Source organism: Lentzea indica, assembly GCF_012184385.1.
In the GTDB taxonomy this organism is placed as follows: domain Bacteria; phylum Actinomycetota; class Actinomycetes; order Mycobacteriales; family Pseudonocardiaceae; genus Lentzea; species Lentzea indica.
In genome coordinates this window covers 35,705-61,387 of record NZ_VSRL01000005.1, presented here as the reverse complement: position 1 = coordinate 61,387, position 25,683 = coordinate 35,705, and the positions used below count along the sequence as shown (strand labels likewise).

The 25,683-nt window shown below is 68.1% G+C and carries 25 protein-coding genes, 1 tRNA gene and 2 pseudogenes; 18 read left to right on the top strand and 10 right to left on the bottom strand.

Features of this window, described 5'->3' with window-relative positions; genetic code table 11:
- Positions 1 to 28 precede the first annotated feature (28 nt).
- Both FXN61_RS02635 and FXN61_RS56895 read right to left on the bottom strand, forming a co-directional pair.
- On the bottom strand, positions 29 to 421 hold the full coding sequence (locus FXN61_RS02635; protein WP_167969835.1) for a contact-dependent growth inhibition system immunity protein: 393 nt from the start codon (positions 419 to 421) through the stop codon (positions 29 to 31).
- A gap of 81 nt (positions 422 to 502) precedes the next feature.
- Positions 503 to 3,447, bottom strand: a pseudogene (locus tag FXN61_RS56895) (AfsR/SARP family transcriptional regulator).
- A 157-nt stretch (positions 3,448 to 3,604) separates the two neighbouring features.
- Here FXN61_RS56895 and FXN61_RS02620 point away from each other — a divergent pair.
- Positions 3,605 to 4,396: a cytochrome P450 gene (locus FXN61_RS02620; protein WP_167969829.1), complete on the top strand. Its 792-nt coding sequence runs from the start codon at positions 3,605 to 3,607 to the stop codon at positions 4,394 to 4,396.
- Here FXN61_RS02620 and FXN61_RS02615 read toward each other — a convergent pair.
- The 3 genes from FXN61_RS02615 to FXN61_RS02605 all read right to left on the bottom strand — a co-directional run bounded on the left by FXN61_RS02615 (position 4,371) and on the right by FXN61_RS02605 (position 5,535).
- Positions 4,371 to 4,799: an OsmC family peroxiredoxin gene (locus tag FXN61_RS02615; protein ID WP_167969828.1), complete on the bottom strand. Its 429-nt coding sequence runs from the start codon at positions 4,797 to 4,799 to the stop codon at positions 4,371 to 4,373. The two genes, FXN61_RS02620 and FXN61_RS02615, sit on opposite strands and share 26 nt — an antisense overlap.
- Positions 4,800 to 5,028: 229 nt before the next feature.
- A tRNA-Gly gene (locus FXN61_RS02610) sits at positions 5,029 to 5,104 on the bottom strand.
- A gap of 32 nt (positions 5,105 to 5,136) precedes the next feature.
- Positions 5,137 to 5,535 (bottom strand): DUF7674 family protein, encoded by a 399-nt coding sequence (locus tag FXN61_RS02605; RefSeq protein ID WP_167969826.1) that lies wholly within the window; start codon positions 5,533 to 5,535, stop codon positions 5,137 to 5,139.
- Positions 5,536 to 5,694: 159 nt separating this feature from the next.
- On the opposite strand from FXN61_RS02605, the gene FXN61_RS02600 reads away from it, so the two are divergent.
- The 3 genes from FXN61_RS02600 (at position 5,695) to FXN61_RS02590 (ending at position 8,428) form a co-directional block, all read left to right on the top strand.
- On the top strand, positions 5,695 to 7,014 hold the full coding sequence (locus FXN61_RS02600) for a sigma-70 family RNA polymerase sigma factor (RefSeq protein ID WP_246290597.1): 1,320 nt from the start codon (positions 5,695 to 5,697) through the stop codon (positions 7,012 to 7,014).
- Between the two features lie 94 nt (positions 7,015 to 7,108).
- Positions 7,109 to 7,546, top strand: coding sequence for a DUF983 domain-containing protein (locus FXN61_RS02595; RefSeq protein WP_167969825.1), 438 nt, complete (start codon positions 7,109 to 7,111; stop codon positions 7,544 to 7,546).
- A 15-nt stretch (positions 7,547 to 7,561) separates the two neighbouring features.
- The gene (locus FXN61_RS02590) at positions 7,562 to 8,428 is read left to right on the top strand and encodes an Fpg/Nei family DNA glycosylase (protein ID WP_167969823.1); all 867 of its coding nucleotides are present in this window, start codon (positions 7,562 to 7,564) and stop codon (positions 8,426 to 8,428) included.
- Here the strand turns inward: FXN61_RS02590 and FXN61_RS02585 are convergent.
- Genes FXN61_RS02585 through FXN61_RS02575 form a run of 3 tightly spaced genes read right to left on the bottom strand, consistent with a single transcriptional unit; the run spans position 8,421 to position 11,115 of the window.
- Positions 8,421 to 9,005 carry a LutC/YkgG family protein gene (locus FXN61_RS02585; protein WP_167969822.1) on the bottom strand — a complete coding sequence of 195 codons (585 nt, stop codon included), beginning with the start codon at positions 9,003 to 9,005 and terminating at the stop codon, positions 8,421 to 8,423. The two genes, FXN61_RS02590 and FXN61_RS02585, sit on opposite strands and share 8 nt — an antisense overlap.
- Positions 9,002 to 10,426: a LutB/LldF family L-lactate oxidation iron-sulfur protein gene (locus FXN61_RS02580; RefSeq protein ID WP_167969820.1), complete on the bottom strand. Its 1,425-nt coding sequence runs from the start codon at positions 10,424 to 10,426 to the stop codon at positions 9,002 to 9,004. The genes FXN61_RS02585 and FXN61_RS02580 overlap by 4 nt, the downstream gene beginning before the upstream one ends.
- Complete coding sequence (locus FXN61_RS02575; RefSeq protein WP_167969905.1) at positions 10,408 to 11,115, bottom strand: (Fe-S)-binding protein; 708 nt, start codon at positions 11,113 to 11,115, stop codon at positions 10,408 to 10,410. The genes FXN61_RS02580 and FXN61_RS02575 overlap by 19 nt, the downstream gene beginning before the upstream one ends.
- A 111-nt stretch (positions 11,116 to 11,226) precedes the next feature.
- On the opposite strand from FXN61_RS02575, the gene FXN61_RS02570 reads away from it, so the two are divergent.
- Positions 11,227 to 12,489: a sensor histidine kinase gene (locus FXN61_RS02570; protein WP_167969819.1), complete on the top strand. Its 1,263-nt coding sequence runs from the start codon at positions 11,227 to 11,229 to the stop codon at positions 12,487 to 12,489.
- A 156-nt stretch (positions 12,490 to 12,645) separates the two neighbouring features.
- Complete coding sequence (locus FXN61_RS02565; RefSeq protein WP_167969817.1) at positions 12,646 to 12,990, top strand: hypothetical protein; 345 nt, start codon at positions 12,646 to 12,648, stop codon at positions 12,988 to 12,990.
- A gap of 286 nt (positions 12,991 to 13,276) precedes the next feature.
- Here FXN61_RS02565 and FXN61_RS02560 read toward each other — a convergent pair whose 3' ends face one another.
- A complete protein-coding gene (locus FXN61_RS02560; RefSeq protein WP_166048541.1) occupies positions 13,277 to 13,444 on the bottom strand; it encodes a hypothetical protein in 168 nt (55 codons plus the stop codon).
- 99 nt (positions 13,445 to 13,543) lie between these two features.
- Between FXN61_RS02560 and FXN61_RS02555 the strand changes: the two genes are divergently transcribed.
- From FXN61_RS02555 to FXN61_RS02505, 11 genes are all read left to right on the top strand, one after another.
- Positions 13,544 to 14,407, top strand: coding sequence for a S49 family peptidase (locus FXN61_RS02555; protein ID WP_167969815.1), 864 nt, complete (start codon positions 13,544 to 13,546; stop codon positions 14,405 to 14,407).
- Positions 14,408 to 14,470: 63 nt separating this feature from the next.
- Positions 14,471 to 15,337: a LytR/AlgR family response regulator transcription factor gene (locus tag FXN61_RS02550; RefSeq protein ID WP_167969813.1), complete on the top strand. Its 867-nt coding sequence runs from the start codon at positions 14,471 to 14,473 to the stop codon at positions 15,335 to 15,337.
- Positions 15,334 to 15,762, top strand: a complete 429-nt coding sequence (locus FXN61_RS02545; protein ID WP_167969811.1) for a hypothetical protein — start codon at positions 15,334 to 15,336, stop codon at positions 15,760 to 15,762. Before FXN61_RS02550 ends, FXN61_RS02545 begins: the two co-directional genes overlap by 4 nt.
- A 1-nt stretch (position 15,763) precedes the next feature.
- The gene (locus tag FXN61_RS02540; RefSeq protein WP_167969809.1) at positions 15,764 to 17,563 is read left to right on the top strand and encodes a sodium/solute symporter; all 1,800 of its coding nucleotides are present in this window, start codon (positions 15,764 to 15,766) and stop codon (positions 17,561 to 17,563) included.
- Between the two features lie 258 nt (positions 17,564 to 17,821).
- Positions 17,822 to 18,172: a DUF485 domain-containing protein gene (locus FXN61_RS02535; RefSeq protein ID WP_167969807.1), complete on the top strand. Its 351-nt coding sequence runs from the start codon at positions 17,822 to 17,824 to the stop codon at positions 18,170 to 18,172.
- Positions 18,169 to 19,761, top strand: a complete 1,593-nt coding sequence (locus FXN61_RS02530; protein ID WP_167969805.1) for a monocarboxylic acid transporter — start codon at positions 18,169 to 18,171, stop codon at positions 19,759 to 19,761. Before FXN61_RS02535 ends, FXN61_RS02530 begins: the two co-directional genes overlap by 4 nt.
- 115 nt (positions 19,762 to 19,876) lie before the next feature.
- Positions 19,877 to 20,368, top strand: a complete 492-nt coding sequence (locus FXN61_RS02525) for a SigE family RNA polymerase sigma factor (RefSeq protein WP_167969803.1) — start codon at positions 19,877 to 19,879, stop codon at positions 20,366 to 20,368.
- Positions 20,368 to 21,264, top strand: a complete 897-nt coding sequence (locus FXN61_RS02520) for a hypothetical protein (protein WP_167969801.1) — start codon at positions 20,368 to 20,370, stop codon at positions 21,262 to 21,264. Before FXN61_RS02525 ends, FXN61_RS02520 begins: the two co-directional genes overlap by 1 nt.
- A 60-nt stretch (positions 21,265 to 21,324) precedes the next feature.
- Positions 21,325 to 21,663, top strand: coding sequence for a rhodanese-like domain-containing protein (locus FXN61_RS02515; protein WP_312877505.1), 339 nt, complete (start codon positions 21,325 to 21,327; stop codon positions 21,661 to 21,663).
- 2 nt (positions 21,664 to 21,665) lie between these two features.
- Entirely contained in the window at positions 21,666 to 22,571 is a 906-nt protein-coding gene (locus FXN61_RS02510) for a DUF4328 domain-containing protein (RefSeq protein WP_312877504.1), read from the top strand.
- 66 nt (positions 22,572 to 22,637) lie between these two features.
- Positions 22,638 to 23,606 carry a glycerophosphodiester phosphodiesterase gene (locus FXN61_RS02505; protein ID WP_167969799.1) on the top strand — a complete coding sequence of 323 codons (969 nt, stop codon included), beginning with the start codon at positions 22,638 to 22,640 and terminating at the stop codon, positions 23,604 to 23,606.
- On the opposite strand, the pseudogene FXN61_RS02500 reads toward FXN61_RS02505, so the two are convergent.
- Positions 23,578 to 24,775, bottom strand: a pseudogene (locus tag FXN61_RS02500) (cytochrome P450). The gene FXN61_RS02505 and the pseudogene FXN61_RS02500 overlap by 29 nt on opposite strands.
- A 161-nt stretch (positions 24,776 to 24,936) precedes the next feature.
- Here FXN61_RS02500 and FXN61_RS02495 point away from each other — a divergent pair.
- Entirely contained in the window at positions 24,937 to 25,677 is a 741-nt protein-coding gene (locus FXN61_RS02495) for a glycerophosphodiester phosphodiesterase family protein (RefSeq protein ID WP_167969797.1), read from the top strand.
- Positions 25,678 to 25,683 lie beyond the last annotated feature (6 nt).

Sequence of the window (25,683 nt, the reverse complement as noted above, 5' to 3'; positions counted from 1 at the left end):
ACGCGGCAAAGACTCGCCTAACGCGCGCTTAACCGGGAAATTGCTCGGCCGCCGACACCAGCAGCTGCCAGTCGCCTTCTGGCAACGTGCGCAGCCGATCCAGCAAAGCCGACATTCGGGTCAGCAACTCCGGGTGATCGGTCCAAAAGGTGGGATCTACTCTCAGTAGAGCGGCCAGCAGGTCGCCGGGGTACAGCGCAACCGACCGCAGCGGGTCGGACTCCACGTGCTCCAGCGCCAGCAGCGCTGTCACGTCCAGTCCCACCTGATGCGTCACCAGCAGGTGCAGTGACGTCGGCGTCAGCTGCCCCACGGGTAGGTCGCGCAACGCGCACAGGTCCCGGTACAGCTGGGTGGACGACGAGTCAGGTCTCAGCCAGTCGTCGTCGCTCAGGTGCGCGAGCGTTCTGTCGCGGTCCACGCACACATGGTCCACTCCAGGGGAAGACCTGGCGTGCAGACTGAGGCAACGGTTCGGCATTGGGTGTGCACGCGAACCGCGTCACGACTGCGCCGCCGCGACCACTGCCGCCAACCTCATCGCGGCACCGCGTGCGAAGTGCTCGCCATAGGCCTCTTCGCCCAAAGCCTGCTGACACAACGCCACGCAGTGGTCGTGCGACGCGGCGAAGTTCGCCGACCCGAACAGCGGCGGCCCGACCGACTGCCACACCCGGTCCGCGCCGCCCAGCAGCAGTGCGGCATGCGCAGGAGACCCGGTGATCACCGAGATCAGCGCCAGCAGCTCCACCGACATCGCGATGCCCAGCAGGTCGTCGAACTTCTCCTTGATGCGCAACGAAGAGGTGGCCAGCTCGCGGGCTTCGGTTACGTCACCGCGTCCCATCGTGACGTAAGCCAGGACGTACAAGGCGTACGCGCGCGCCCATAGCTCACCGTTCTCCTCACACACGGACAGAGCCTCGACGCACAACGAAGCCGCCTTGTCGAGCTCACCGCCGAACGCCACGGTGATCGCCAACGAGACCCGCGCCATGATCACGTTGCTGTCGAGGTGCCCCAGCTCGGTGTGCCGCTGGTCGGCCTCGGCCAGCAACGACGCGCCCAGCCGCAGATCGCCGTCGAACACCGCCGCCGCACCCTGCACGTAGGTGGCGTAGACGTCGGCGTCCGCGTCGTCGAGCAGGGCGGCCTCGGTGCGGCACGACTTCAGCAACGCCGGCACCGCGGAGGTGTTGCCCTGCAACGTCGCGACGTACCCGCTGACCCACAGGGCCTTGCAGCGTGCACGTGACGGCTCGGTCTCAAGCGACAACGCCCAGTTCAGCCAGTGCCGTCCCTCGTCGAACCGCCCGCAGCCGACCCAGTAGAACCACAGCGTCGCCGCCAGTCGCAGTCCCGTGTCGGCTTCGCCGGGGGTCGTCAGCGAGTACTCCAGCGCAGCTCGCAGGTTGCTGCTCTCCGCCGTCATCGCTCCGACGGTCGCGGCCTGCCGTGACGTGAACCAGGCCCGCTCGCCCTGCGCGGCAACGCCCGCGTACCAGTCACGGTGGCGCGCCTTCAGCCGTGGTTCTTCATCGCTCGCACGCAACCGCGTCTGCCCGTACTGGCGCATGGTCTCCGGCAGCCGATAGCGCGCAACGCCGACGTGTTCTTCGCGCTGCAGCACGGACTTGTCGACCAGCCCGTCGACGGCGTCGAACATGAAGTCCGCGGTCAGCGAGTCGTCCGAGCACACCGCCTCGGCCGCGGCGAGGTCGAAGCTGCCGGCGAAGACCGACGCCCGTGCCCACAGCAGCTGCTCGCGCGGCGAACAGAGATCGAAGCTCCAGTCCATCGTTGCGAGCAGGGTCTGGTTCTGCGGCAACGCGGTCCGCCCGCCGTTGGTCAGCACCTTGAACCGGTCGTCCAGCCGTTCCAGCAAGTGCGCCGGCGTCAGCGCACGCACCCGCAACGCCGCCATCTCGATCGCCAGCGGGATACCGTCCAGCCGCCTGCACAGGTCCGTCACGGCCTGCTCGTTCGCCCTCGTGATGACGAACGAGCCGGCCATCGCGGCATCGGCGCGTTGGGCGAACAACGTCGCCGCCGGATAAGGCACGGACAACGGCGCCACGGACAGCACCTGCTCGCCGTAGACCCGCAGCGCGCGCCGCGACGTGGCGATGACCCGCAACCGAGGCGCAGCCCGCAGCAGCGTGTCGACCAGGACCGCGCAGTGATCGACGACGTGCTCGCAGTTGTCCAGCACCAGCAGCGCGTCCCGATCGGCGAGGAACTCGGTGAGCACGGTCAGCTGCCCGCGCCCGGTCTGGTCGGCCACGCCCAGCGCCTCGGCCACGGTGTGCGGCATCAGCGCCCTGTCGCGCAACGCCGCCAGCTCGACCAGCCACACGCCGTCCGGTGGCTTCTCGCCGCGTGCCACGTGCATCGCGAGCCGTGTCTTGCCCACGCCGCCGACACCGATCAACGTGACCAGCCGGTGCTGCCTGATCAGGCCGGCGACGTGTTCGGTCTCCGGGCGGTCCACGAAGCTCGATCGGTCGGCCGGCAGGTTGCCGTGCACCACGACGGGAGCACGTTCTGGCAGGTCAAGACGTGGATCGGCGCTCAGCACCGCCTGTTCGAGGTCGTGCAGCCTGGCGCTGGGCTCGATGCCCAGCTCGTCGGCCAGAACGCCGCGCGCTCGCTGGAACGCGGCCAGCGACTCCTCCTGCCGGCCACACCGGTAGAGCGCGATCATCAGCTGCTCCCACAGCCGTTCGCGGAACGGGTGCTGCTCGACCAGCGCGTTCACGAACGGCGCCACCGCAGCGTGCTCACCGAGCTCCAGCGACGCCTCCATCAGGTCTTCGGTCGCGTCCATGCGCAGCTCGGTGAGCGCGCGGACTCCTGCCGGATCCACTCACCCGGCCGGCAGTCCGCGAGCGGGTCACCCACCCACAACGCGAGGGCCTCGCGCAGCAGCTTCGCGGACTCTGCGGGCCCGTCGCTCTGCCGTGATGCTGCGACGAGCGCCTCGAACCGTGCCGCGTCAACGGTGTCGGCGGGCGCGTTCAGCGCGTAGCCGGGTTCGCGGGTGGTGATCAGCTCGCCGAGCCCGGCGTCCCGGATCTGGCCGCGCAGACGCGCGAGGAGGCTGTGCAGGGTCTTCGTGGCTGTGGCCGGCACCTCGTCCGACCAGAGCGCGTCCATCAGCGCGCTCCTCGGCACCGTTTCACCGGGTTTCAGGGCAAGGCGGGCCACGAGGGTCCGCTGTCCCGCGCTGCTGAGGTGGACTGCTCCGTTCGGGCCGGTGAGTTCGAGCGGTCCGAGCAGCCGGATGATCACTTCAATTCGTCCTGTCGTCAGCCCCCGACAAAGGCTGGAACCGGGACAAGATACTTCAATGGAATTCGACCCGAGAATCAACGCCCACCGCGTGACCGCATACGCCGATCTACGTGCAGTGTTGGCTGATCCGGCGACGTTCTCCTCCCGGAACATGGCAGGCCCGCAGGTCGCGGCCGTAGCGGCACTGCTGCCGCCGGAGCAGCGGCGATTGCTGGAATTGATGTCCTCGCTCAACACGGCGGACGGCACGAGGCACGCCCGAATCCGTGCGGCGGCGAATCAAAAATTCACCCCATCGGCTGTGCGCCATATGGCTGACCCAATTCGGGAACGCGCACGGGCGTTGCTCGACGAACTGCCGGAAGAGGCGGACTTCGTCAGCGAGTTCGCCGCGCCGCTCGCGTTGGGCGTCGTCGGTGACGTGCTCGGAGTGCCGGAACGGGACTTCCCGCTGTTCCGCGAGTTCGTGGCGCCGGTGCTGGAGCTGACCAGCGGCGAGGAGGTCAGCGAACGGATCCTCGGGTCGTACTTCACCGGGATGAACGAGTTCTGCGCCTACTTCGGGCGCTCGGACGCGTTCAAGGGTGGGCAGCTGTCCGAGCAGGAACGGCTGTCGCTGTGCCTCGCGATCGTCGTGGCCGGTACCGACTCGACCACGAACCTGCTGGCCAGCACTCTGCTGCGGCTCGACCGGCGGGAACGTCGACTGGGTGGCGTGGTCGAGGAGGTGGTGCGGCTCGACGCGCCGTTCATCGGCTTCTTCCGGACGGCGACGTGTCCGGTGACCATCGGCGGGGTGAAGATCGCCGAGGGCGACCACATGTTCCTCGACTACGCGGCGGGCAACCGCGATCCGCGCGTGTTCACCGAGGACTTCGATCCCGGCAGGCCGTCCGTGCCTGCGCATCTGGGCTTCGGGCACGGCCCGCACTACTGCCTCGGAGCGCAGCTCGCGAGGCTGGAGGGCCGCATCGTCGCCGAAGAGCTGCTCGACCGCTCGTCCGAGGTGGCCGAGCAGCCCGGCGACGTGCGCTACCGCAGGCACCTGATCAGTCACGGGCCTGCGGCGTTGCGCTTCAGACCAGGGCGGCGTCCAGAGTGATGTTCTCGACGGCCGCGAGCGCCTTGGAGACCGGGCAGTTCGCCTTGGCGCCCTCGGCGGCCTCCTGGAAGCCCTCCGCGGAGAGACCCGGCACGTTGGCGCGCACGGTCAGGTGGATGCCGATGATGCCGTCGCCGGCCTTGAAGGTCACCTTCGCGTTGGTGTCGATGGAGGTGGGCGGCGTGCCCGCTCCGGTCAGGGCGTGCGAGAGCGCCATGGAGTAGCAGGACGAGTGCGCCGCCGCGATGAGCTCCTCCGGGCTGGTCTTGCCGCCTGCCTCCTCGGCACGGGCTTTCCAGTCGATGTCGAAGCTGCCGCTCTTGGACGTGTCGAGGTTGACGTTGCCCTTGCCCTCGATGAGAGAGCCTTCCCAGTGCGCGCTTGCCGATTGGGTGACAGCCATGGTCTCCAAGTCCTTCTCGCACGAGCTCGAACGGGACGGTTCGAGCGGACGTGTCCACCTTTCCACGGACTTGGCCGGCGATCACCCCGCCAACGGTGAACAACACAAAGGGCCGGTACTCATTTGAGTACCGGCCCTTGAGTTCACGCGGGGGGTTTGGGGGTCGTCCCCCCAACATCATGGCGAAACGAAACGGCTCATGCTCTCCATGAGCATGAGCCGTCCCGAGTGGAGCGGATGACGAGACTCGAACTCGCGACCCTCACCTTGGCAAGGTGATGCGCTACCAACTGCGCTACATCCGCACTGCCTTACGGGGAACAACTATACAACAGCGCTAGACGGCGTCTCGACCGGGGGGCTGCAAACCCGCCAACAGTTGATCTACCTCGTCCAACTGTTCCTTGGGCCAGCGCCACTCCCACAACGCCCGAACCTTGGGCAGCACGTCGACCGGCAGCCACGCCGCGACCTCCTCGCGGAGGTCCCAGTCGTCGAACACGTGCTCGTAGAAGCTGATCAGTGCCGCGTTCTCCAGGAACTGCTCCGGCTGGTGGAAACACCAGTGCGCGAACCCGTACGCGCGCCGCAGGACGTCGTCGTCCTGCTCGCGGTGTGCTTCCATCGCCAGTTGAGACAGCTCGGAGAAGAAGACGTGGCAGGACCACTCCTCGGTCTCGGCGACAGCACGAAGTTCCGGCACCAGGGCCGAAGCGCGTTCCCGCCAGTCCACCACGCCCGTGACGATAGTCGCTCGATCTTCTTCGTCCGACCGTCCGACGCCCACCTGTGACCGTCTCGTCACCGATCGCGTTGCGCCGATCAGCCCACGCCGAACGGATGCTCTTGTATATCGACCTGTTCTCATCCAGGAGCAGGTCTGGCCCCTTATGGCATGTTGAAGCCTGTGATGGTCGACGAGAACGAGGTCGACCGGGACCTGCTCGCCAGGGTGCGCGAAGGAGACGACTCGGCCTACGGCGAACTGTTCTCCCGGCACGCGGACGCGATCCGCCGTTTCTCCCTCAGGCACGTGCGCGAGGCGGCGGAAGCCGATGACCTCACGGCTGAGGCGTTCTTCCGCATGCTGCAGGCGATCCGCCGCGGCAGCGGTCCCACGGACCACGTCCGCACCTATCTGCTGACGGTGGCCCGCCGCGTCGCGTGGGAGTGGAGCGGCCGGCGCCGGGACGTGCCGGTGGAGGACGAGGAACTGAGCCGCCGCGTCGAGCCGGTCGCGGACAACGCGAACCGCCGGGCCGAGCACAACCTCATCACCAGAGCCTTCTCGAGCCTGCCGGAACGCTGGCGGGTCGTGCTGTGGCGCGTCGAGGTGGAGGGCGAGCGCCCCGCCACCGTGGCACCGCACTTCGGTCTCTCGCCGAACGCCATGTCTGCGTTGGCCCGTCGCGCGCGTGAGGGCCTCCGTGCGGCCTACTTGCAGGCCCACCTCGCCGCTGACGACGGGCGTTCGTCGTGCGCGGCGATCCGTTCGAAGCTCGGCACCTACACCGCCGGCGGGGTCCAGGGCGTCGAGGAACGCCGGATCCGAGCCCACCTGGACACCTGTTCGTCCTGCTCACAGCTCTACACCGAGCTGAACGAGGTCTGCGCGACCCTGCGCGCCAACGCGGCGTTCCTGATCGTGCCGTCCACGCTCGGCCTCGCGTTCGCAGGCAAGGTGCTGCTCAGCAAGACGAAACTGGCCATCGCGGCCGCGAGCGTGGCGACCGTCGGCCTGTTCGGGACGATGGCCGCGGTGTTCAACGGTGGCCCCGGCGTCGCGGTCCTGCAGCCGGACCAGCACCCGGTGATCGCCATGAACACCTCGGGTTCGGCCAGCTCAGGGCACAGTCAGGAGCTCGTGGTCGCGCCGCCACCCCAGGCCGAGCAGGAGAAGACTCAGGAGAACGTGGTCAACCCCGGCGGAGGGCAGCGGGAGGAGACCGTGCGCAAGACGACGTCCAACGCGCCTCCTGCCCAGGAACAGCACCGGGAACCGCCGACCGAGCGGGCGTTGCCGGTCGGGCGCTCGTCGTCCGCCTCGTCCGAGGTGGCCAGCACGGTGACCACGACGGCGCGTGACGTCAAGTCGCTGAACACGCCGTCCACGACCTCCGAGCCACCGCCACCGCCGCCCTCCGAGCCGTGCTCGACCGCGCAGACCACGGCCACGACGATCACGCTCTACCCGAAGCCGGCCTACGAGAACTGACGGTGACGATCAAGCTCGGCCGAGTTCACCCACAAGGCTCGCCCCGCGCCAGGTACGGTTTGACCAAGACCGACCGAGCGTGGGAGACGGGTACATGACGCGGCTGGTGCGCGGTGCCGACGGGCGGATGTGGACGGTCCACAGCCGCATCGAGTGGCGCAACCCGGTGGAATCCGACGACTTCGAGCACGACGTCAGCGGCGGTGCCCTGCCCGGCATCATGATGGGCGGAATGCTGCTCGTCATGGTGGTCGTGCTGGTCGCGTGGACGCCTGACCAGGTCGTCGTGCCCGCGTGGCTGATCCTCGCGCTGATCTTCCTGTTCGCCTTCTTCCCGGTCCGCTGGGCGCTGCGACGGCCGCACACGCTGGTCGCGGAGAGCAAGGCCACGGCGGACGAGCTGCCGCCAGAGCGGTGGATCGGGCAGGTCAGGGGCCCGCTGGCGGTGCGTCAGGAGGCCTCGCGGGTGGCTCGCACGATCGAGATGCACTCGCTGCCGGACGTCGAGGGCCCGCTGCAACCCGTCGACTGATGCGACACTGGACCGGTGCCCGAGCTACCCGAGGTAGAAGCACTGGTCCACCACCTGCGTGAGAACGCAGTGGGCCGCACCGTGCACCGCGTCGACGTGGCGTCACTGCAGGTGCTCAAGACGTTCGACCCGCCGTGGACCGCGCTGCACGGCCAGGAGGTCGTGGGCGCGCACCGGCACGGCAAGCACCTCGACCTGGAGGTCGCGGACGGCCTGCACCTCGTCGTTCACCTCGCTCGCGCGGGGTGGCTGAGGTGGGCCGACACCATGTCCGCGCCGCCGCCCAAACAGGGGCGAGGGCCTTTGGCGTTGCGCGTGCACCTCGGACCGCCTGGGCAGGGGCCGGGGTTCGACCTGACGGAAGCGGGCACCAAGAAGGGGCTCGCGGCGTGGATCGTGCGCGACCCGAAGACCATCGCGAGCGTCGCCAGGCTGGGCCCCGACGCGTTGGGGATCACCCGCACGCAGCTGGAAGACTTGTTCGACAAGCGGACCGAGCGGCTGAAGACGGCACTCACCGACCAGGGCCTGATCGCGGGCATCGGCAACGCCTACTCCGACGAGATCATGCACATGGCGCGGCTGTCCCCCTATGCGACGGCCGGAAAGCTCAACGAGGAGCAACTGGACCGGCTGCACGACGCAATGATCAGCACGCTGACCGACGCGGTGGCGCGGTCGGTCGGGCAGGACGCGGCCCGGCTCAAGGGCGAGAAGCGGTCGGGGCTCCGGGTCCACGCGCGGACAGGGCTGCCGTGCCCCGTCTGTGGTGACACGGTTCGTGAGGTGTCGTTCGCGGACAAGGCGTTCCAGTACTGCCCGACGTGCCAGACCGGCGGCAAGCCGTTGGCCGACCGCCGGTTGTCACGCCTGCTCAAGTGACGATGAGGACTTCCAGGGTGCGTGGGCCGTGGACGCCCTCCACCCGGTTGAGCTCGATGTCGCTCGTCGCGGACGGACCGCTGATGAACGTCAACGGCCGTGTGGGCTCCAGCCGTTGGAGAGCCTCTGGCACCGACGCCGCGATCTGGTCCGCCCGCACCACACACAGGTGGTAGTCCGGCAGCAGCGTGAGCGCACGACGTCCCTGGGCTTCGCCGCCGTCGAGGACGATCGTGCCGGTGTCCGCGATCGCCACCGCGCACCCGGTCAGCACGCCGTCGGCCTGGTCGAGCTCCTCGATCGACAACGGCTCGCGCAGCCACGTGACGCCGTCGACCAGCCACTCCTCCGGAACGTCCGGCGGCGCCACGATTCGCTTGCCCTGCAACGATGTCAGCGCTTCGGGCACGTTCGAGACGGTGTGCACGATCGCGCGGTAGTCGGCGACCCGTTCGGCGAACAGCTCGACGCCGCCCGGTCCCTTCTGGTTGTAGCCGCGGATCACGGGTTGAGCTGCGGGCACCTTCGCGTCCCGGATCCGCTGCAGGATCTCTTCGCGTGCGGCTGCATTGATCATTTTTGGCAACGGTTCTTCCTCCACCACGCTCGGAAGGACTCTGCTGGGGGAGCGGGAACGTCCCGTGAGGACGTCCACTTCGAACCCGGCCACGGCAGGGACGTGATCCGCCCGTCCCTGGCCAGGAACCGGGCCAGGGAACCGGCTTTCTGCGCCTTCTCGTACCGGGAGGCCGAGGCGAAGATCCATGCGGCGGCCGCCATCGCGACCGACTCCGCCGTGCGTCCCTTGGCTTCCACGACCTCGGCACGGAGGTGCGTGAGGACTGACGGAATGTCGATGCGCACCGGGCAGACCTCGAAGCACGCGCCACAAAGTGAAGAGGCGTAAGGAAGTGAGGCGGCCTGCGGGTCGTGCATGTCACCGACCAGTTGCGGCGTCAGGATCGCGCCGATCGGACCGGGGTAGACCGAGCCGTACGACTGGCCGCCGGTCCGTTCGTAGACCGGGCAGACGTTGAGGCACGCCGAACACCGGATGCAGCGCAACGCTTGGCGCCCGATGGAATCCGTCAAGGTCGCGGTGCGGCCGTTGTCGATCAGCACCAGGTGGAACTTCTGCGGGCCGTCGCCGGGTGTTACGCCGGTCCACACGCTCGTGTACGGGTTCATCCGTTCCGCGGTGGACGACCGGGGCAGCAGCTGCAGGAAGACCTCGAGGTCCTGCCACGTCGGCACGAGCTTCTCGATGCCCATCACGGTGATCAGGGTGTCCGGCAGGGTCAGGCACATCCGGCCGTTGCCCTCGGACTCCAGCACCACGATCGACCCGGTGTCGGCCACGGCGAAGTTCGCGCCGGACACCGCGACCTTGGTCGTGAGGAACTTCTGGCGCAGGTACACCCGCGCCGCCTCGGCGAGGTCCGCCGGCTCGTCCGACACCTCGACCCCCATGCGGCGCTGGAAGATCTCGCGGATCTCCGAGCGGTTGCGGTGGATCGCGGGCACCAGGATGTGCGACGGCCTGTCGTCGCCGAGCTGCACGATCAGCTCGGCGAGGTCGGTCTCGATCGCGTGCACGCCACCGGCTTCGAGGGCTTCGTTGAGCCCGATCTCCGCCGTGGCCATGGACTTGACCTTGACCACTTCGGAAGCGTTCTCGGCACGACAGAGGTCGAGCACGATCCGGTTGGCCTCAGCGGCGTCCCGTGCCCAGTGGACGACGCCGCCTCGTGCCGTGACGGACTCCTCCAGTTGAAGGAGCAGCGTGTCGAGGCGCGACAGGACGTCGTCCTTGATCTGCTCGCCGGCGACCCTGAGCTGTTCCCAGTCGGTCATCTCCGCGACCGCCGCCGCGCGCCGGCCGCGAATGGTCCCGGTGGCCTTGCGCAGGTTCTGCCGCAGCTGGGTGTCGGCGAGCGCGATCTTGGCGGCCTTGGGGAACGTCGGGCTGCCCAGCCACGTCACGGGGTTGCGCGCCACGGGTCCTCCTCCGTCGAAGCCAGGATCTCCGCCAGGTGCACCGGCCGGACGCCCGTGCGCAGCCGTGAGAGGCCACCGCCGATGTGCATGAGGCAGGAGTTGTCACCGGCGCTCAGAACCTCGGCACCGGTGTCGAGCACGCACCGCATCTTGTCCGCGAGCATGGCCGTGGACGTCTCGGCGTTCTTGATCGCGAACGTGCCGCCGAAGCCGCAGCACTGCGTCGAGTCCGGCAGTTCCACCAGATCGAGCGCTTTGACCGCCCTGAGCAGTGCCAACGGCTTGTCCCCCACGCCCAGCATGCGCAACGAGTGGCAGGTGGGGTGGTAGGTGACCCGGTGAGGGAACCACGCGCCCACGTCCGTCACACCGAGCACGTCCACGAGGAACTCCGCGAGCTCGAACGTCCGCGGCGGAGACTCACCCAGCGTGGGATGGATCTCCCGAACCATGCCCGCGCATGACCCGGATGGCGCAACCACGAAGTCGTAGCCGCCGAAGACGTCGGTGTACTTGCGCGCCAGAGGCTTCGACTGCTCCCGATAGCCGGTGTTGAAGTGCATCTGCCCGCAGCACGTCTGATCGAGCGGGAACTCCACCGAACAGCCGAGCCGCTCCAGCAGACGCACCACGGCACGCGCCGTCGACGGGAAGAACGTGTCGGTCAGGCAGGTCGCGAACAGTGCCACTTTCACGCGCACACCCTCTCCCCAAATTCATCGGATGTCTAGCCGGATCGGTGGACCGTCCGGGGGTACGCCGGGCGCGCCTCTTGCTATACGGGTGCCCCACAGCACAGCATGTGCCTTGTGGGCGACCTGTTGACCGAGCGCGCTGTGCTCGGCGTCATCGCGACCCTGGCCGTTCTGGGCCTCTTCGTGATGCTGTGCCGCGCTCGGCGAGTCAGCACCTCCGTCGAGGATGCTGTGATGGACATGCTGGACCGCATGTCCAAGGCGTCGAGCGACCTTCGCGCGGGCTTGACCCAGGAAGCCGCTGACAAGGCCACGCCTCACCTGCGCGAGATGCTGCGGTGCGTCGCGGTCGCCATCACCGACGAAGAGGGCACCGTCCTGTCGTGGGACGGCGGCGCGAACGACCACTACGAGTACCTCCGCGACACGGTCGCCCGTGCCATCAACAACTGCCACAAGGAACACGTCGACCACCGCAAGCTCGGCTGCGAGCTCCAGGGTCCGTGCTCCCTGCACAGCGTTGTTGTCGTCCCGCTGGTTGTCGAGGGCGACGTCGCCGGCACGTTGATCGTGGTCTCCGGCGTCGCCTCGAAGCGCCAGATCCGCATGGCCGAGGAAACCGCCCGCTTCGTCTCGACCCAGCTGGAGCTCGAGGTCGTCCAGAAGCAACGGCAGGCGCTCGCCCAGGCCGAGGTGAAGGCCCTGCGAGCCCAGATCTCGCCGCACTTCGTCTACAACGCCCTCAACACCATCTCGTCGCTCATCCGCACCGACCCCGCCCACGCCCGCGAGCTGCTGCAGGAGTTCGCCGAGTTCACGCGCTACTCGTTCCGCACGGACGGCCTGTTCACGACGCTGGCCGACGAGCTGACGAACATCCACCGCTACCTGACCATCGAACAGGCCCGGTACGGGTCCCGGCTCAACGTCCGGCTGCGGATCGCGCCCGAGGTGTTGCAGGTCGTCCTGCCGTTCCTCGTTCTTCAGCCCCTGGTCGAGAACGCGGTCCGCCACGGCCTGGCCAAGAAGCCCGGCGGCGGAATGCTGACGATCACGGCAGAGGACAACGGCAACGAGGCCCTGATCAGCGTCGAGGACGACGGCGTCGGCATGGACCCCGACCGCCTGGACGACATCAAGGACGCCCACCAGACGGGCGCGCACGTCGGCATCGGCAACATCAACGACCGCATGCGCACGGTGTTCGGCGCCGAGTACGCCCTGGTCGTGGAGACGGCGCCCAACGCGGGCACCAAGGTCATCCTGAAGGTGCCGAAGTTCGCCAGGAACGTGCTGCCGAACCTGAACCTCGGGTCGCAGCTGACGGACGAGCCGATGACGAACGAGCAGCCGGCGATCCGCGCCTGATCAGCGCCGGCGGCGTGGTCGAGCACACCACCGAACCAGGCGCTCGGGTCCCTTCAACAGGATGCGCGGCTGGGTAACGCCGCGACGGTGAGGTGCGAAAGTCCGTGTGTTCGGCCGGGCGCGTCGGTCGTGCAGCGACGGACGAGAGGTACCACCGTGTCTGATGAGCCGCAGACGGCGCCCGATGAGTCCCAGATCAACTCGGAGGTCGGCCCGTTCCAGCCATACGTGTCGAAGGCAACAGGTCCTGGCACAGGTCCGGATTGGTCGGGCTCGTATCCGGCGGAATCGCTGCGACGTATCCGCGCGTCCTCAACGGCCGAGGAAGCGGGTGTGCAGGCAACGACCGAAGTGGTGATCCTGCTGCATTCGATCCGTCGCATCCTGATGTTGATGCTGGTCATCATCCCGATCATCGCCGCTGCACTGGTCATCACGCTGATCGTCGTGAGCGAAACCACCGGACCGGCACCGTGCACCTCGATCTACTCCTGCCGGTGAACAGCTGAGAGCCCGCACATCACTCAGGCGCGATGCCCGGCCTCATCGCCGTCGAGCAGCCGGCGATCCGCGCCTGAAGTTGCGAGCGCAACTATCCTCAACCCGAGCGCCGATCGTGCCGATTGTGGTGTTGACCAATGAACAGCCGGCGTTCCCGCGTCGAGGCCGGCCGCGAGTTAAGGGCAACATCAATTGCAGGAACAACAGGCACCCGAGCGCGTCCGCGTCTGCATCAAGTGCACCGCGAAGGGTTTCTCCAGCTGCAGGTGCTGAGAAGCGCTGCAGGTCAGCGTGCTGCAACAGCCAAAGTCGTGATCAGCACGACGGCGCACACGCTCCAGCTCACCCACATCCAGTAGATGTGCATGGGCGTTGGCCCGGCGGCGTTTTGCCTGCCCCGGTCGTCCCACCACTCGACATAGCGCTCGAGCCAGCGGATCGGGTTGAACGTCACACCACCGATGCTAGCCCCACGTGTTCCAGGTCACGCGGGAGCAACCGACAACCCAGTTGGGCTCCCGCGTGTCCGCGAAACGCACGTACTGTCGAGTACATGAGCGTCACGGACAAGATCGCGGCCCGTCTCCCGAGGGTCATGGACCGGGGTGAGCGGCCGCCGGTCGTCGCCGCGGTGCGGTTGCACGGGGTGATCACCCCGCAGTCCTCGCCGGTCGCGCGCAACACGATCAGCCTCCAGAACGTGGAGTCGGCGATCAACCGCGCGTTCGACAACGAGCGCCTGATCGCCGTGGCGTTGCTCATCAACTCGCCCGGCGGTGCGCCGACGCAGTCCGCGCTCATCGCCGAGCGCATCCGGGAGCTGGCCAACAAGAAGCACGTGCCGGTGCTCGCGTTCTGCGAGGACGTGGCGGCGTCCGGCGGCTACTGGCTGGCCTGCGCCGGCGACGAGATCTACGCGCACGGCACCTCTCTCGTGGGCTCCATCGGTGTGGTCAGCGCGGGCTTCGGCCTGAACAACCTCCTCGACAAGGCCGGCGTCGAGCGCCGCGTCTACACGGCCGGGGAGAACAAGGTGCGGCTCGACCCGTTCCAGGCCGAGAAGCCCGAGGACGTCGAGTGGCTCAAGGGCCTGCACGCCGATCTGCACGACCAGTTCAAGGCCTGGGTCAAGGAGCGGCGCAACAGCAAGCTCAAGGGCGAGGACGACGAGATCTTCACCGGCGAGATCTGGACGGGGACGAAGGCCCAGCAGCTCGGTCTCGTGGACGGCATCGGCACCATCCGCAGCGTCATCGCCAAGCGGTTCCCCGACGCCGAACTGACCATCGCCGAGCCGCGCAGGCCCTTGCTGGCCAAGCTCGGGCTGACCGGCACGTCCACCCGATCGGGCGATCTCGTGACGCAGGTGCTCGCGAGCATCGAGGAACGTGCTCGCTGGTCCCGATTCGGGCTGTGAGCATCAGTTCGGTTTCACAGGGCGTGTCGAGTCAACCCCTGACGTAGACATGACCGCACATTGATGGGCAAGATGCCCGACACAGTGAGTACCCATGACAACGCCGGTCTCCTCGTCCTCGCAGTCGATGACGAGGCTCCTGGCCTGAGCGAGATCAAGTTCCTGCTCGAGAGCAGCCCTCACATCCGGCGCGTCCTCACGGCCTTCGACGCCGCCGAGGCTCTGCGCATCCTGAGGGGTGACTACGAGCAGGAGGTCATGGCGAGGACCAAGGCCGGCCTTCCGCCGGTCGACGCGGTGTTCGCTGACATCAACATGCCCGGCCTGTCCGGCATGGATCTCGCACGGGTGCTGAGCGCGTTCCGCTACCCGCCTGCCCTCGTCTTCGTGACGGGTGTGGAGGAACGCGACGCGCTTGTCACGGCGTTCGACGTCGGCGCGCTCGACTTCATCAACAAGCCGATCAACGAAGAGCGCGTGCTCAAGGCGATCTCCCGGGTCGCTGACCGCGTGGGCCGCACGGCGGCGCCGACCGCGGCTCCGGCCCAGTCCGCCCAGATGGCCGCGGAACCGACCGACGACGAGGTCATCCCCGTCGAGCTCGGCGGCACGATCAAGCTCGTGCCACGCGCGTCCGTGCGGTACGTCGAGGCGCAGGGCGACTACGCGCGTCTGCACACGCAGGACGGCAGCCATCTGGTGCGCATCCCGCTCGCCCAGCTCGAAGAGCGCTGGGCCAACGCGGGTTTCGTGCGCATCCACCGGTCGTACCTGGTGGCACTGCCATTGGTCAGCGAGCTGCGGATGACGGCGAACGGCTACGCGGTCGTGATCGGCACCGGTGAGGGTGCCAAGGAGCTTCCGGTGAGCCGCCGGCACACCAAGGAGCTCAAGGAACGGATCGTCCGACCGCCGAAGAGCGGCTGGTGAGCAGGCACGACGCGGGGAAACCCGAGGAGTCCGCCCGTGAGGCCTGGCTCGGTGAGCAGGCTCGCAAGCCGCGCAGGCGCAGGGTCGTGCTCGCGGACTCCACGAAGGCTCGCGGCAAGGCTCTGCGCACGATCATCGAGCTGGAGGAGCAGACCAGCGTCGGTGAGAAGCTGGTCCGCGACCTCATCCGGCAGCAGCTGAAGTCCGCGTTCGGGCTCGCCTTCGCGGTCCTGATCGGAATGTGCCTGCTGCCGATCACCTTCTACCTGTTCCCGCAGGTCGGGGACCTGAAGATCCTCGGCATCCCCATCCCCTGGCTCGTGCTCGGTCTCGCGCCCTTCCCGATCCTCTACGGGGTCGGGTGGGTGTTCCGCAGACAGGCCGAAAGGCACGAGCGCGACTTCGTGAACATGGTCGACCGCTGACGTGAACGCCACGATCTGGAGCCTCAGCGCCATCCTCGCCGTTGCGGCCGTGACCTTCCTGCTCGGGTACGTCGGGTCCCGCAAGGCGAACACCACCCCGGACTTCCTGGTGGCGCGCCGTGCGATCCCCGCGACCCGCAACGCCGCCGCGATCTCCGGCGAGTACCTGTCCGCTGCGTCGTTCCTCGGCGTGGCCGGGCTCGTGCTCAAGGACGGCATCGACGCGCTCTGGTACCCGATCGGCTTCACCGCCGGGTATCTCGCACTGCTGCTCTTCGTCGCGGCGCCGCTGCGACGGTCCGGCGCGTACACGTTGCCGGACTTCGCGGAGGCGCGGCTGGGATCGGTGAACGTGCGGCACTTCAGCACGTTCTTCGTCGTCTGCATCGGCGTGTTGTACCTGGTGCCGCAGCTTCAGTCCGCGGGGCTGACGCTGACCACGATCACCGGCCTGCCCGCGTGGTTCGGCGGCCTGATCGTCACGGTCATCGTGGTGGTCAACGTGCTGGGCGGCGGCATGCGGGCGATCACGCTCGTGCAGGCGTTCCAGTACTGGGGCAAGCTCTTCGCGATCGCCGCGCCGACGTTCGTGCTCTTCGTGGTGTTCCTCGCCTCGCCGGACCGCGGCACGCAGCCGCTCAGCGACGAGGGCGTGGTCAGGTTCCCGCAGGCCGAGACGATCACCGTGGCCGAGCAGGACGTCAAGGTTCGCGTGGACGAGCCGCTGACGTTGAAGGTGCACGGCCAGATCGACGGCCGGAACGCGGACGGGCCGGTGTTCTGGGGCCGCGGCGTCTACGAGCTGAGCCCCGGCACGACGATGGAGTTCACCGCGGGCAGCCCGGTACCGGTGGTCGAGGGCTCACCGACGACCAACCGCGACTGGACCCGGCCGCAGACCGGCGGCCTGTCCGACTTGATCAAGACGTACTCGCTGATCTTCGCGACGTTCCTCGGCACGATGGGCCTGCCGCACGTCCTGGTCCGCTTCTACACCAACCCGGACGGCAAGGCGGCCCGTCGCACGGCGCTGCACGTGCTCTACCTGCTCGGGCTCTTCTACATCTTCCCGACGGTGCTGGGCGTGCTGTCCCGGCTCTACCTGCCGCAGCTGCTGGTGAACGGGAAGACGGACGCCGCGGTGCTGATGCTGCCGGAGACGATGGTGCCGAACCTGGGTGGCCAGATCCTCGGCGCGATCGTCGCCGCCGGTGCGTTCGCGGCGTTCCTGTCGACCTCGTCCGGGCTCGTGGTGTCCGTCGCCGGCGTGGTCTCGACGGACATCATGCCGGGCAAGGTTCGTGACTTCCGGTGGGCAACCGTGTTCACCGGACTCGTCGCGATCGGTCTTGCTCTGCTTCTGCCGCGCGCCGATGCGTCACTGACCGTGGCCATGTCGTTCGCGCTCGCGGCGTCGACGTTCTGCCCGCTGCTGGTGCTCGGCATCTGGTGGCGCGGGCTCACCTGGGTGGGCGCCGTGTGCGGGCTCGTGGTCGGCGGCGGCATGGTCATCACCGCTCAGGTCGTCAGCGTCGTCAGCTCCTACACCGGCCGCTGGGCGCCTGCCTTCATCACGCAACCTGCGCTGATCACGGTGCCGCTCGCGTTCATGACGATGATCGTCGTCAGCAAGGCGACCCGCAGACGCGCACCGGCGGACGTCAACCAGATCCTGCTGAGACTGCACGCGCCGGACCCGCTGGGCTTCATCCGCGACCGCGACATCGCCCGCTTCGGCACGGCCGAGGAGAAGGCCAGAATGGCCGAGGACAAGCGCAGGGGAGCTGGCCGAACACGTTAAGTAGCCAGTGTTTCAAATGGGTGAAATTTACTCACTCGAATCGGTGAACGGTGATTGCGATCACGCAGAGTGCTGTTCGTCTACGCATACTGACCGTTCGTCGCATCACCCGACTGCTGGGCGCATGGGCACGGACGGGGTCTTACCTGAGTGACTCAAGTCTCCATACGGTCTGCACCAAGAACAGGACCGCACCTGGAGGCATTACGTGCCTGTCACGTTGCTGACACCCACGACGAGTACCGCGAGGAGGGGACTGTGAGCACTGTTGAACACACCCCGAGCGAGTCGGCCCCCGATGCCCAGACGTGGGTCGATGTCCAAGCAAGTGATGACTTCGCGCAGCTGAAGCACCGCCTGCGCAAGTTCGTGTTCCCGGTCTCCGGGCTGTTCCTCGCGTGGTACCTGCTGTATGTGCTGCTCGCGGACTACGCGCACGGCTTCATGTCCACCAAGGTGTTCGGCAACATCAACGTCGGGCTCATCTTCGGGCTGCTGCAGTTCGTGTCGACCTTCGTCATCACGACGCTGTACGTGCGGCACGCCAACAAGAACCTCGACCCGTTGGCCGAGAAGCTCCGTGGTGAGATCGAGGGAGACGGCAAGTGAACGAGTCCAGCCCGATCCTCAACATCAGCATCTTCGGTGTCTTCGTCCTGATCACGCTGTTCGTGGTCATCCGGGCGAGCCGCAACACCAAGACCGCTGCTGACTACCTCGCCGCCGGTCGCGCGTTCACCGGCCCGCAGAACGGCATCGCGATCGCGGGTGACTACCTCTCCGCGGCCTCGTTCCTCGGCATCGCGGGTGCCATCGCGATCAACGGCTACGACGGCTTCCTGTACTCGATCGGCTTCCTGGTGGCGTGGCTCATCGCGCTGCTGCTGGTCGCCGAGCTGCTGCGCAACACCGGCAAGTACACGATGGGTGACGTGCTGAGCTTCCGGATGCGCCAGCGTCCGGTCCGCGCCGCCGCCGCCACGTCGACGATGGCCGTCTCGTTCTTCTACCTGCTGGCCCAGATGGCCGGTGCCGGTGGTCTCGTCGCCCTGCTGCTCGGCATCACGGGCTCGGGTGGCCAGGCTCTCGTCATCGCCGTGGTCGGCGCCCTGATGATCGCCTACGTCCTCATCGGCGGCATGAAGGGCACCACCTGGGTGCAGATCATCAAGGCGGTCCTGCTGATCGCCGGCGCGGGCATCATGACCGTGTGGGTGCTCGGCAAGTACGGCTTCAACCTGTCCACGCTGCTCGGCGCCGCTGTGGACAACGCGCCCAAGGCCGGCGAGAAGCTGCTCGGCCCCGGCCTCGCGTACGGCAAGAACGGCACCACGAAGCTGGACTTCCTGTCGCTGGCGCTGGCCCTGGTGCTCGGTACCGCGGGTCTGCCGCACATCCTGATGCGCTTCTACACCGTGCCGACCGCGAAGGAAGCCCGTCGCTCGGTCGTGTGGGCCATCTGGCTGATCGGCATCTTCTACCTGTTCACGCTGGTTCTCGGCTACGGCGCCGGTGCGCTCGTCGGCCCTGACAAGATCAATGGGGCGCCCGGCAAGGCGAACTCGGCGGCTCCGCTGCTCGCGCTGGAGCTCGGTGGCCCGATCCTGCTGGGCCTGATCGCCGCGGTGGCGTTCGCGACGATCCTGGCGGTCGTGGCGGGTCTGACGATCACGGCGTCGGCGTCGTTCGCACACGACATCTACGCCAACATCATCAAGAAGGGCCAGGCGGAGGACAAGGACTCCGAGGTCAAGGTCGCCCGCATCACCGCGGTCGTGATCGGTCTCGTGTCCATCGGCGGCGGCATCGTGGCCAACGGCCAGAACATCGCGTTCCTCGTGGCGCTGGCGTTCGCGGTCGCGGCCTCGGCGAACCTGCCGACGATCCTCTACTCGCTGTTCTGGAAGAGGTTCAACACCTCGGGCGCGCTGTGGAGCATCTACGGCGGTCTGGCCGTGACGATCACGTTGATCGTCCTGTCGCCCGCGGTCTCCGGCCAGCCGACGTCGATGTTCAAGAACTCCGACTTCGCGCTCTTCCCGTTGTCGAACCCCGGCATCGTGTCGATCCCGGTCGCGTTCCTGCTCGGCTACATCGGCACGATCCTCTCCAGGGAGAAGGCCGACCCGATCAAGCAGGCCGAGATGGAGGTCCGCTCCCTCACCGGTGCGGGCGCCGAGAAGGCCATCGCGCACTAACGGTTTCACCGAAAACGGGCCGTCCCTGCTGGGGCGGCCCGTTTTTCGTTCGTGCAACCCTGGTCGTGCTGACCGCGTATTGAACGCGAACGCAGCACAAGCTTGGGGGACCGGAGTGCGACGAGACGAGGAGTTCTCGGAGTTCTTCACGAGCAGGTTCGACTGGGCTCGGCGCACGGCGTACGCGTTGTGCGGCGACTGGTCACAGGCGGAAGAACTCGCGCAGAACGCATTCGTGAAGGCGTACGCGAAGTGGCCGAGCATAAGGCGCGAAACGGCGGAGGCTTACGTCCGCACGATCGTGACGCGCCTGTTCCTCGACAGCAGGCGCCGCGGCCGCGACCGTGAACGCCCGTTCGCCGACCTGCCCGAACACGGGGTCGGCGGTGGCTTCTCCGATCCCGACGCCCGCCTGAACGCCGCATTGCTGCAGGTGCCGCCGAAGCAACGGGCCGCGCTCGTGCTGCGTTTCGTGCACGACCTGTCCATCGAGCAGACGGCCGCTGAGCTGGGCTGTTCGGTGGGCAACGTCAAGAGTCAGACAGCCAGGGGTTTGGCGACGCTCCGCGAGGCGTACGGCGAGCCGGTGAACTCGGAGTGTGTTTGATGAACATCGAAGAGAAGCTGCGCGGAGCTCTCGACGTCGCCGCGCCCCCTCCTACGACCACGCTGGACGTGGTGATGAAGCGCGGCCGGCGCAGGGTGTTCGCCCAGCGGGCCGGAGCGGTGCTCGGCGTGGTCGCGGTGGTCGCCGGCATCGGCATCGGCGCAACGACGCTGAACATGGCCGGACCGCCGCCCACGCCGGCGAACGAGCCGGACGCGGGACCCGCGACCGTCGTCCACTCCGTGGGCTGGCCGCGCGTCAACACACCACCGCAGATCCCGTACGGGACGTGGACCCCGGCGGCCACCGCACCACCGCCGGACGGACGGCCGATCGTCTCGATGCCGAGGTGCAACATCCAAGCTCGAAAGCTCGCGCTGGCGACACCGATCGGCAATGAGCGGCTGCCGGACGACTTCGTCGCGAAGTGGATCGACACGGTGCGCAGGCAGGTGCCCGAGGTGCAGGTCAGCGCGCTGTCGCCGGGCGTTGGCAGGGCGGAGTACGCGGTCGACCTGGCCGACGGCGGTGGCACCGGCAGCGTCAGGCTCACCGCGGGCAGGTTCGCGGGCTCCGCCACGGTGTACGCCGACGACAGCCTCTGGACTTTCGGCAACTGCGCGCCGCCGTACCGGACGGTGCTGCCCGACGGCACGGTCATCCAGCTCCACGACGTGCGCGCCGCTGAGCCGTTCCAGACGCTCTTGCAGGTCATGGAGGTGTACCGGCCGGACGGCCTGCTGCTGCAACTGGAGCTGGCCAACTACGGCAGCAAGGATCTGCGTCCCGCGGCGCAGCAGGGCTACTGGGAGCGCATCGGACCGGGACGGCTGACCCCGCCGCTGTCCGAGGAGCAGTTCGCGAGGCTCGGGCCCGCCATCGCGGGGGAGGCCTGAGGATGGACCCGTGCCGGAGGTTCACGTCCGTGCAACTTCCGGCATGGGAACATCTACGGCGTGACTGTTCCAAGCGTGGAGATCGCCGAAGTTCCCGCCGTGCTCCCGGAAGGCGCCGTCCTGCTGGACGTGCGTGAGCAGGACGAGTGGGACGCGGGCCATGCGCCCGGCGCGCTGCACATCCCCATGAGCGAGATCGGCGCCCGTCTCGAAGAGGTGCCGAACGACGTGCAGCTTTACGTCGTGTGCCGCGCCGGTGGCCGTTCCGCCCGCGTGACCCAGTACCTCAACGAGAACGGCTGGGAGGCCGTCAACGTCGAGGGCGGCATGCAGCACTGGGACGCGTCCGGCCGCCCGCTCGAGGGCGGCACCGACGGCATGGAACCCGAGGTCATCTGATCGTGCAGCCGCTGCAACCGATGCGCGTGGACTGGGTGGCGACTCCGCCACCCAGTGCGTACCCGCAGCCGTCGCGGCGGTCGCAGAAGCTGTCCTACGGCGGCCCGCCGAACTACCCGGTCCCTCCGCGCTGGGGCTTTCCGCTGCTGGCGTGGCGCTGGCCGACGGCCGTGCCCCGGCGCGGTCGAGCAGGCCGACTCGGTCGACGGCGTGCGCCGGCTGGCAGGACAGCGCAGAACTCGCTCTGGCTGCTCGCTTGCGTCGCGGTGTGGGGCGCGTTGTCCGAGATCTGGCGCTACGTGCTGGTCGCGCTGAGCCGTTTCGGCGCGCTCTCGGCCGGCGTGGTCAGCGCGTCGGACGCGATGGTGGTGTCCTCCTCGGCGATCACGTTCACCGGCTGCCTGCTGTCGCTCGTGCTCACGTTGCTGTGGGTGCGCCGCACGCGAAACGTGGCCGCGACCCTCGTGGGCTACGGGCCGTCCCGCTCGGACCGCGCGGCTCTCATCGGACTGGTCGTGCCCGGCGTGAACCTCGTCGTGCCGGGTTCGGTGCTCGCGGAGCTCGAACACGCGGTGGCGCGCCGACCGGCAGGCGAACGTCCCCGTCCGTCGAGGCTCCTGCGCTGGTGGTGGGGCCTGTGGGTCGGCTCTGGGCTGATGTTCGTGATCACGGTCCTGTGGTCGTTCCGCGACAGCACCCAGGCGCTGGCCGACGGTGTGCTGCTGCACGCGCTCGGCGACTTCGTGCTCGCCGGGGTCGCGGTGACCACGGCGCTCGTCGTCCGGCGGATCACCACGCTCCTGCTGCCGGTGGACGCCGCGTCCGTCCGGCTGATGCGGGTGGTGGAGGTCAAGGACGCTCCCGAACCGCCGTTGCGGTCGGTCCGCGCGTCCGGCTCACCCCGTTGATCTGTTCAAGAGACGTTCGTCCTCAAGGACCTTCCGGCCCTCCTCAGTGAGTGCCAGGTTGGGTGGATGCGGACACTCATCGGGGCTCTGGTGATCGCAATGGCCACACCAGGCGTCGCCCAGGCGCACCACCACAGGGACTTCGACCTCCAGGCACACCGCGGCGGCATCGGCCTGACGGTGGAGAGCACGCTCAAGGCGTTCGGCAAGGCACTGGAGCTCGGCGTCACGACGCTGGAGCTCGACCTGCAGATCACCAAGGACGGCCGCGAGGTCATCACCCACGACCGCAAGACGAACCCGGCGAAGTGTCTCGACACCTCGCCCGCGTTCCCCGGCGACCCCGCGTTCCCCTACGCGGGCAAGTACGTGAAGGACCTGACGTTCGCCCAGGTCCGCACCCTCGACTGCGGCAGCACCAGGTGGTCGCAGTACCCGGACCAGGAGCTCTCGCCAGGCGCCCGCATGCCCACGCTGGCCGAGCTCTTCGACCTGGCGCGCAGGCATCGCGCATGGGGCATCCGCTTCAACATCGAGACCAAGGTCGAGGCCGCCGCCCCGCACGAGACCGCACCGCGCGAGCAGTTCGTGCAACGCGCGGTCCGCGAGATCCGCCGCTCGGGCTTCATGGCGAACGTGACCATCCAGTCGTTCGACTGGGGCACCTTGATGAGGCTGCGCGAGGTCGAGCCCCGCATCCCGCTGGTGGCGCTGACCCAGCCGGACTTCCTGCGGCCGGGCTCGCCGTGGACCGGCGGGCTGAACCTGGACGACTTCGGCGGCAGCGTGGCTCGTGCGGTGCGGAGCTTCGGCGCCACGGCGTTGTCCCCGGTGCACACGATGACCACGAAGGAACTGGTCACCGAAGCTCACGGACAGGGCCTCGCTGTCATCCCGTGGACCGTGGACGAGGTGTCACGGATGCACGAGGTGATCGACACCGGGGTCGACGGCCTGATCACCGACTACCCGGATCGCTTGCGGAAGGTGCTGAAGGAGCGCGGTTTCAAGCTCCCGAAACGCTATCCGCGCTGAGCGGCAGCGAGTGCAGCCCGCGGATCACGAACTCGGCGCGCCGGTTCGGCTCCTCCGCCAGCACGGCGCCAGGAAGCTTGCGGTGCAACGAGGACAGCGCCGCCTCCACCTCGATGCGGGCCAGCGGCGCACCCAGGCAGTAGTGGATGCCCATGCCGAACCCGAGGTGCTGGTTCTTCTCGCGCCCGACGTCGAGCGTGTCCGGGTTTTCGAAGACCAACGGGTCGCGCGCGGCCGCACCGAGCAGGGCGGCGATCTTCTCGCCGGGCTCGATGACGTGGCCGGCGATTTCCACGCGTTCGGTGGCGGTGCGTTCGAAGAGCTGCAACGGCGAGTCGTAGCGGATCAGTTCCTCGACGGCGGTCGGCATCACCTCGGGTGAGAGGCGTTCCCACTGCGAGCGGTGCCGCATCAGGGCGTACACGCCGTTGCCGATCACGTTGACCGTGGCCTCGTGGCCGGCCATCAGCAGCAGCACGGCGGTGGCGACGAGCTCGTCCTCGGTGAGCCGGGCGCCGTCGGTGTCGGTGACGGCGACCAGGTCGGAGACGAGGTCTGAGCCGGGGTTCTTGCGGCGCAACGCGATCAGCTCGCGCAGGTAGGCGACGAACTCCGTGGCGGCGCGTTCGGCGGCTTGCTGCTGTTCAGGAGGCAGGCCGTACTCGTACATCTTCACGATGGCGTTCGACCACGGCTGCAACAGGTAGCGGTCCTGCCCGGGAACGCCGAGCAGCTCGGCGATCACCTCGACCGGCAGCGGCGCCGCGACGTGGGCGAGCAGGTCGGCCTGGCCACGTCGTCGATCTTCTCGACCAGTTCGTCGACGAGCCGGTCGCCAGCTCGGCGACCCACGGACGCAGGCGCTCGACGTGGCCGCGGCCGAACGCGGCGGCCACCAGGCGGCGCAGGCGGGTGTGCGTGGGCGGCTCGTTCTCCAGCAGCGAGTTGCGGTGCAGGAGGTTGAAGGCCATGAACTGCTCCACCGGCTTCACGTCCGACCAGATCCGGCCGAGCGAACGGTGCCGCAGCACGGCGGAACAGGCGGCGTGCGAGACGGCGACGGCGACACCCATCTGCTCGTGGTGATGCACCTCACCGGCTTCGCGCAGGGCGGCGAAGGCCGGGTACGGGTCGGCGATGAACTCGGGATCGCGCTGGTCGAACGTCACAAGGCGGGACGGTAAGTCGCGATCCGCGTTTCGTCCACGTCCATTTGATTGATGCCTCAAATTGTTGCGGAGGAACCAGTGCCGTGACCGCCGGCCTTTGCCCCGCTGAGTGGTGGAAGACGCGGTGAAGGTCGGCGGTAACGGCACTACTGTTCGGGGTTGTGCAGCAGCCTTCCGTCGTCGCGCACCGTGGCGCGTCCACCGACCGTCCTGAGCACACCATCGGCGCCTACGAGCTGGCTTTGAAGGAGGGCGCGGACGGGCTCGAGTGCGACATCCGCCTCTCGCGTGACGGTGAGATCGTGTGTGTGCACGACCGCACGCTCACCCGCACCTCGAACGGGCGTGGCACGGTCAGCGCGCTCTCGCTGGAGGAGCTGCAGAAGTTCGACTACGGCAGCTGGCACCGCCACGGTCAGCCGGCTGAACTGCTGGTGCTCGACCAGCTGCTGGAGCTGGTCAAGAGCACGAACGTGCAGCTCTTCGTCGAGACCAAGCACCCGGTCCGGTACCGCAACGAGATCGAGCGCAAGCTCGTCGAGGCGCTGAAGAGGCACGAGCTCGACAAGCAGATCGTGATGATGTCGTTCTCGCCGACGGCGGTGAAGGTGTTTCGGGAGATGGCTCCGGACATCCGCACGGTGCTGCTGCTCGACCGCCTCGCCCGGTACCGCAGTGGCGCGCTGCCGTCGTTCGCCGACTACACCGGACCGGGCGTGCACGTGCTGCGCAACGACCCCGACTACGTCGATCGGGCCAGGCGGGCGGGGCACGAGACGTACGTGTGGACCGTGGACAGCCCCGAGGACGTCGCGCTGTGCCGTGACCTGGGTGTCCGCTACGTCGCGACCAATGCCCCGGCGAACACCCGCCGCCTGCTGACGGCTAATTTGGCGACCTGACAAGCC

Excerpts from the sequence above, each read along its gene's own strand:
- FXN61_RS02615 (WP_167969828.1), bottom strand. The coding sequence starts at position 4,799 with ATGGCTGTCACCCAATCGGCAAGCGCGCACTGGGAAGGCTCTCTCATC.
- FXN61_RS02555 (WP_167969815.1), top strand. The coding sequence starts at position 13,544 with ATGAGCGTCACGGACAAGATCGCGGCCCGTCTCCCGAGGGTCATGGAC.
- FXN61_RS02520 (WP_167969801.1), top strand. The coding sequence starts at position 20,368 with ATGAACATCGAAGAGAAGCTGCGCGGAGCTCTCGACGTCGCCGCGCCC.
- FXN61_RS02585 (WP_167969822.1), bottom strand. The coding sequence starts at position 9,005 with ATGATCAATGCAGCCGCACGCGAAGAGATCCTGCAGCGGATCCGGGAC.
- FXN61_RS02505 (WP_167969799.1), top strand. The coding sequence starts at position 22,638 with ATGCGGACACTCATCGGGGCTCTGGTGATCGCAATGGCCACACCAGGC.
- FXN61_RS02570 (WP_167969819.1), top strand. The coding sequence starts at position 11,227 with ATGTGCCTTGTGGGCGACCTGTTGACCGAGCGCGCTGTGCTCGGCGTC.
- FXN61_RS02595 (WP_167969825.1), top strand. The coding sequence starts at position 7,109 with ATGACGCGGCTGGTGCGCGGTGCCGACGGGCGGATGTGGACGGTCCAC.
- FXN61_RS02600 (WP_246290597.1), top strand. The coding sequence starts at position 5,695 with ATGTTGAAGCCTGTGATGGTCGACGAGAACGAGGTCGACCGGGACCTG.
- FXN61_RS02620 (WP_167969829.1), top strand. The coding sequence starts at position 3,605 with ATGGCTGACCCAATTCGGGAACGCGCACGGGCGTTGCTCGACGAACTG.
- FXN61_RS02550 (WP_167969813.1), top strand. The coding sequence starts at position 14,471 with ATGGGCAAGATGCCCGACACAGTGAGTACCCATGACAACGCCGGTCTC.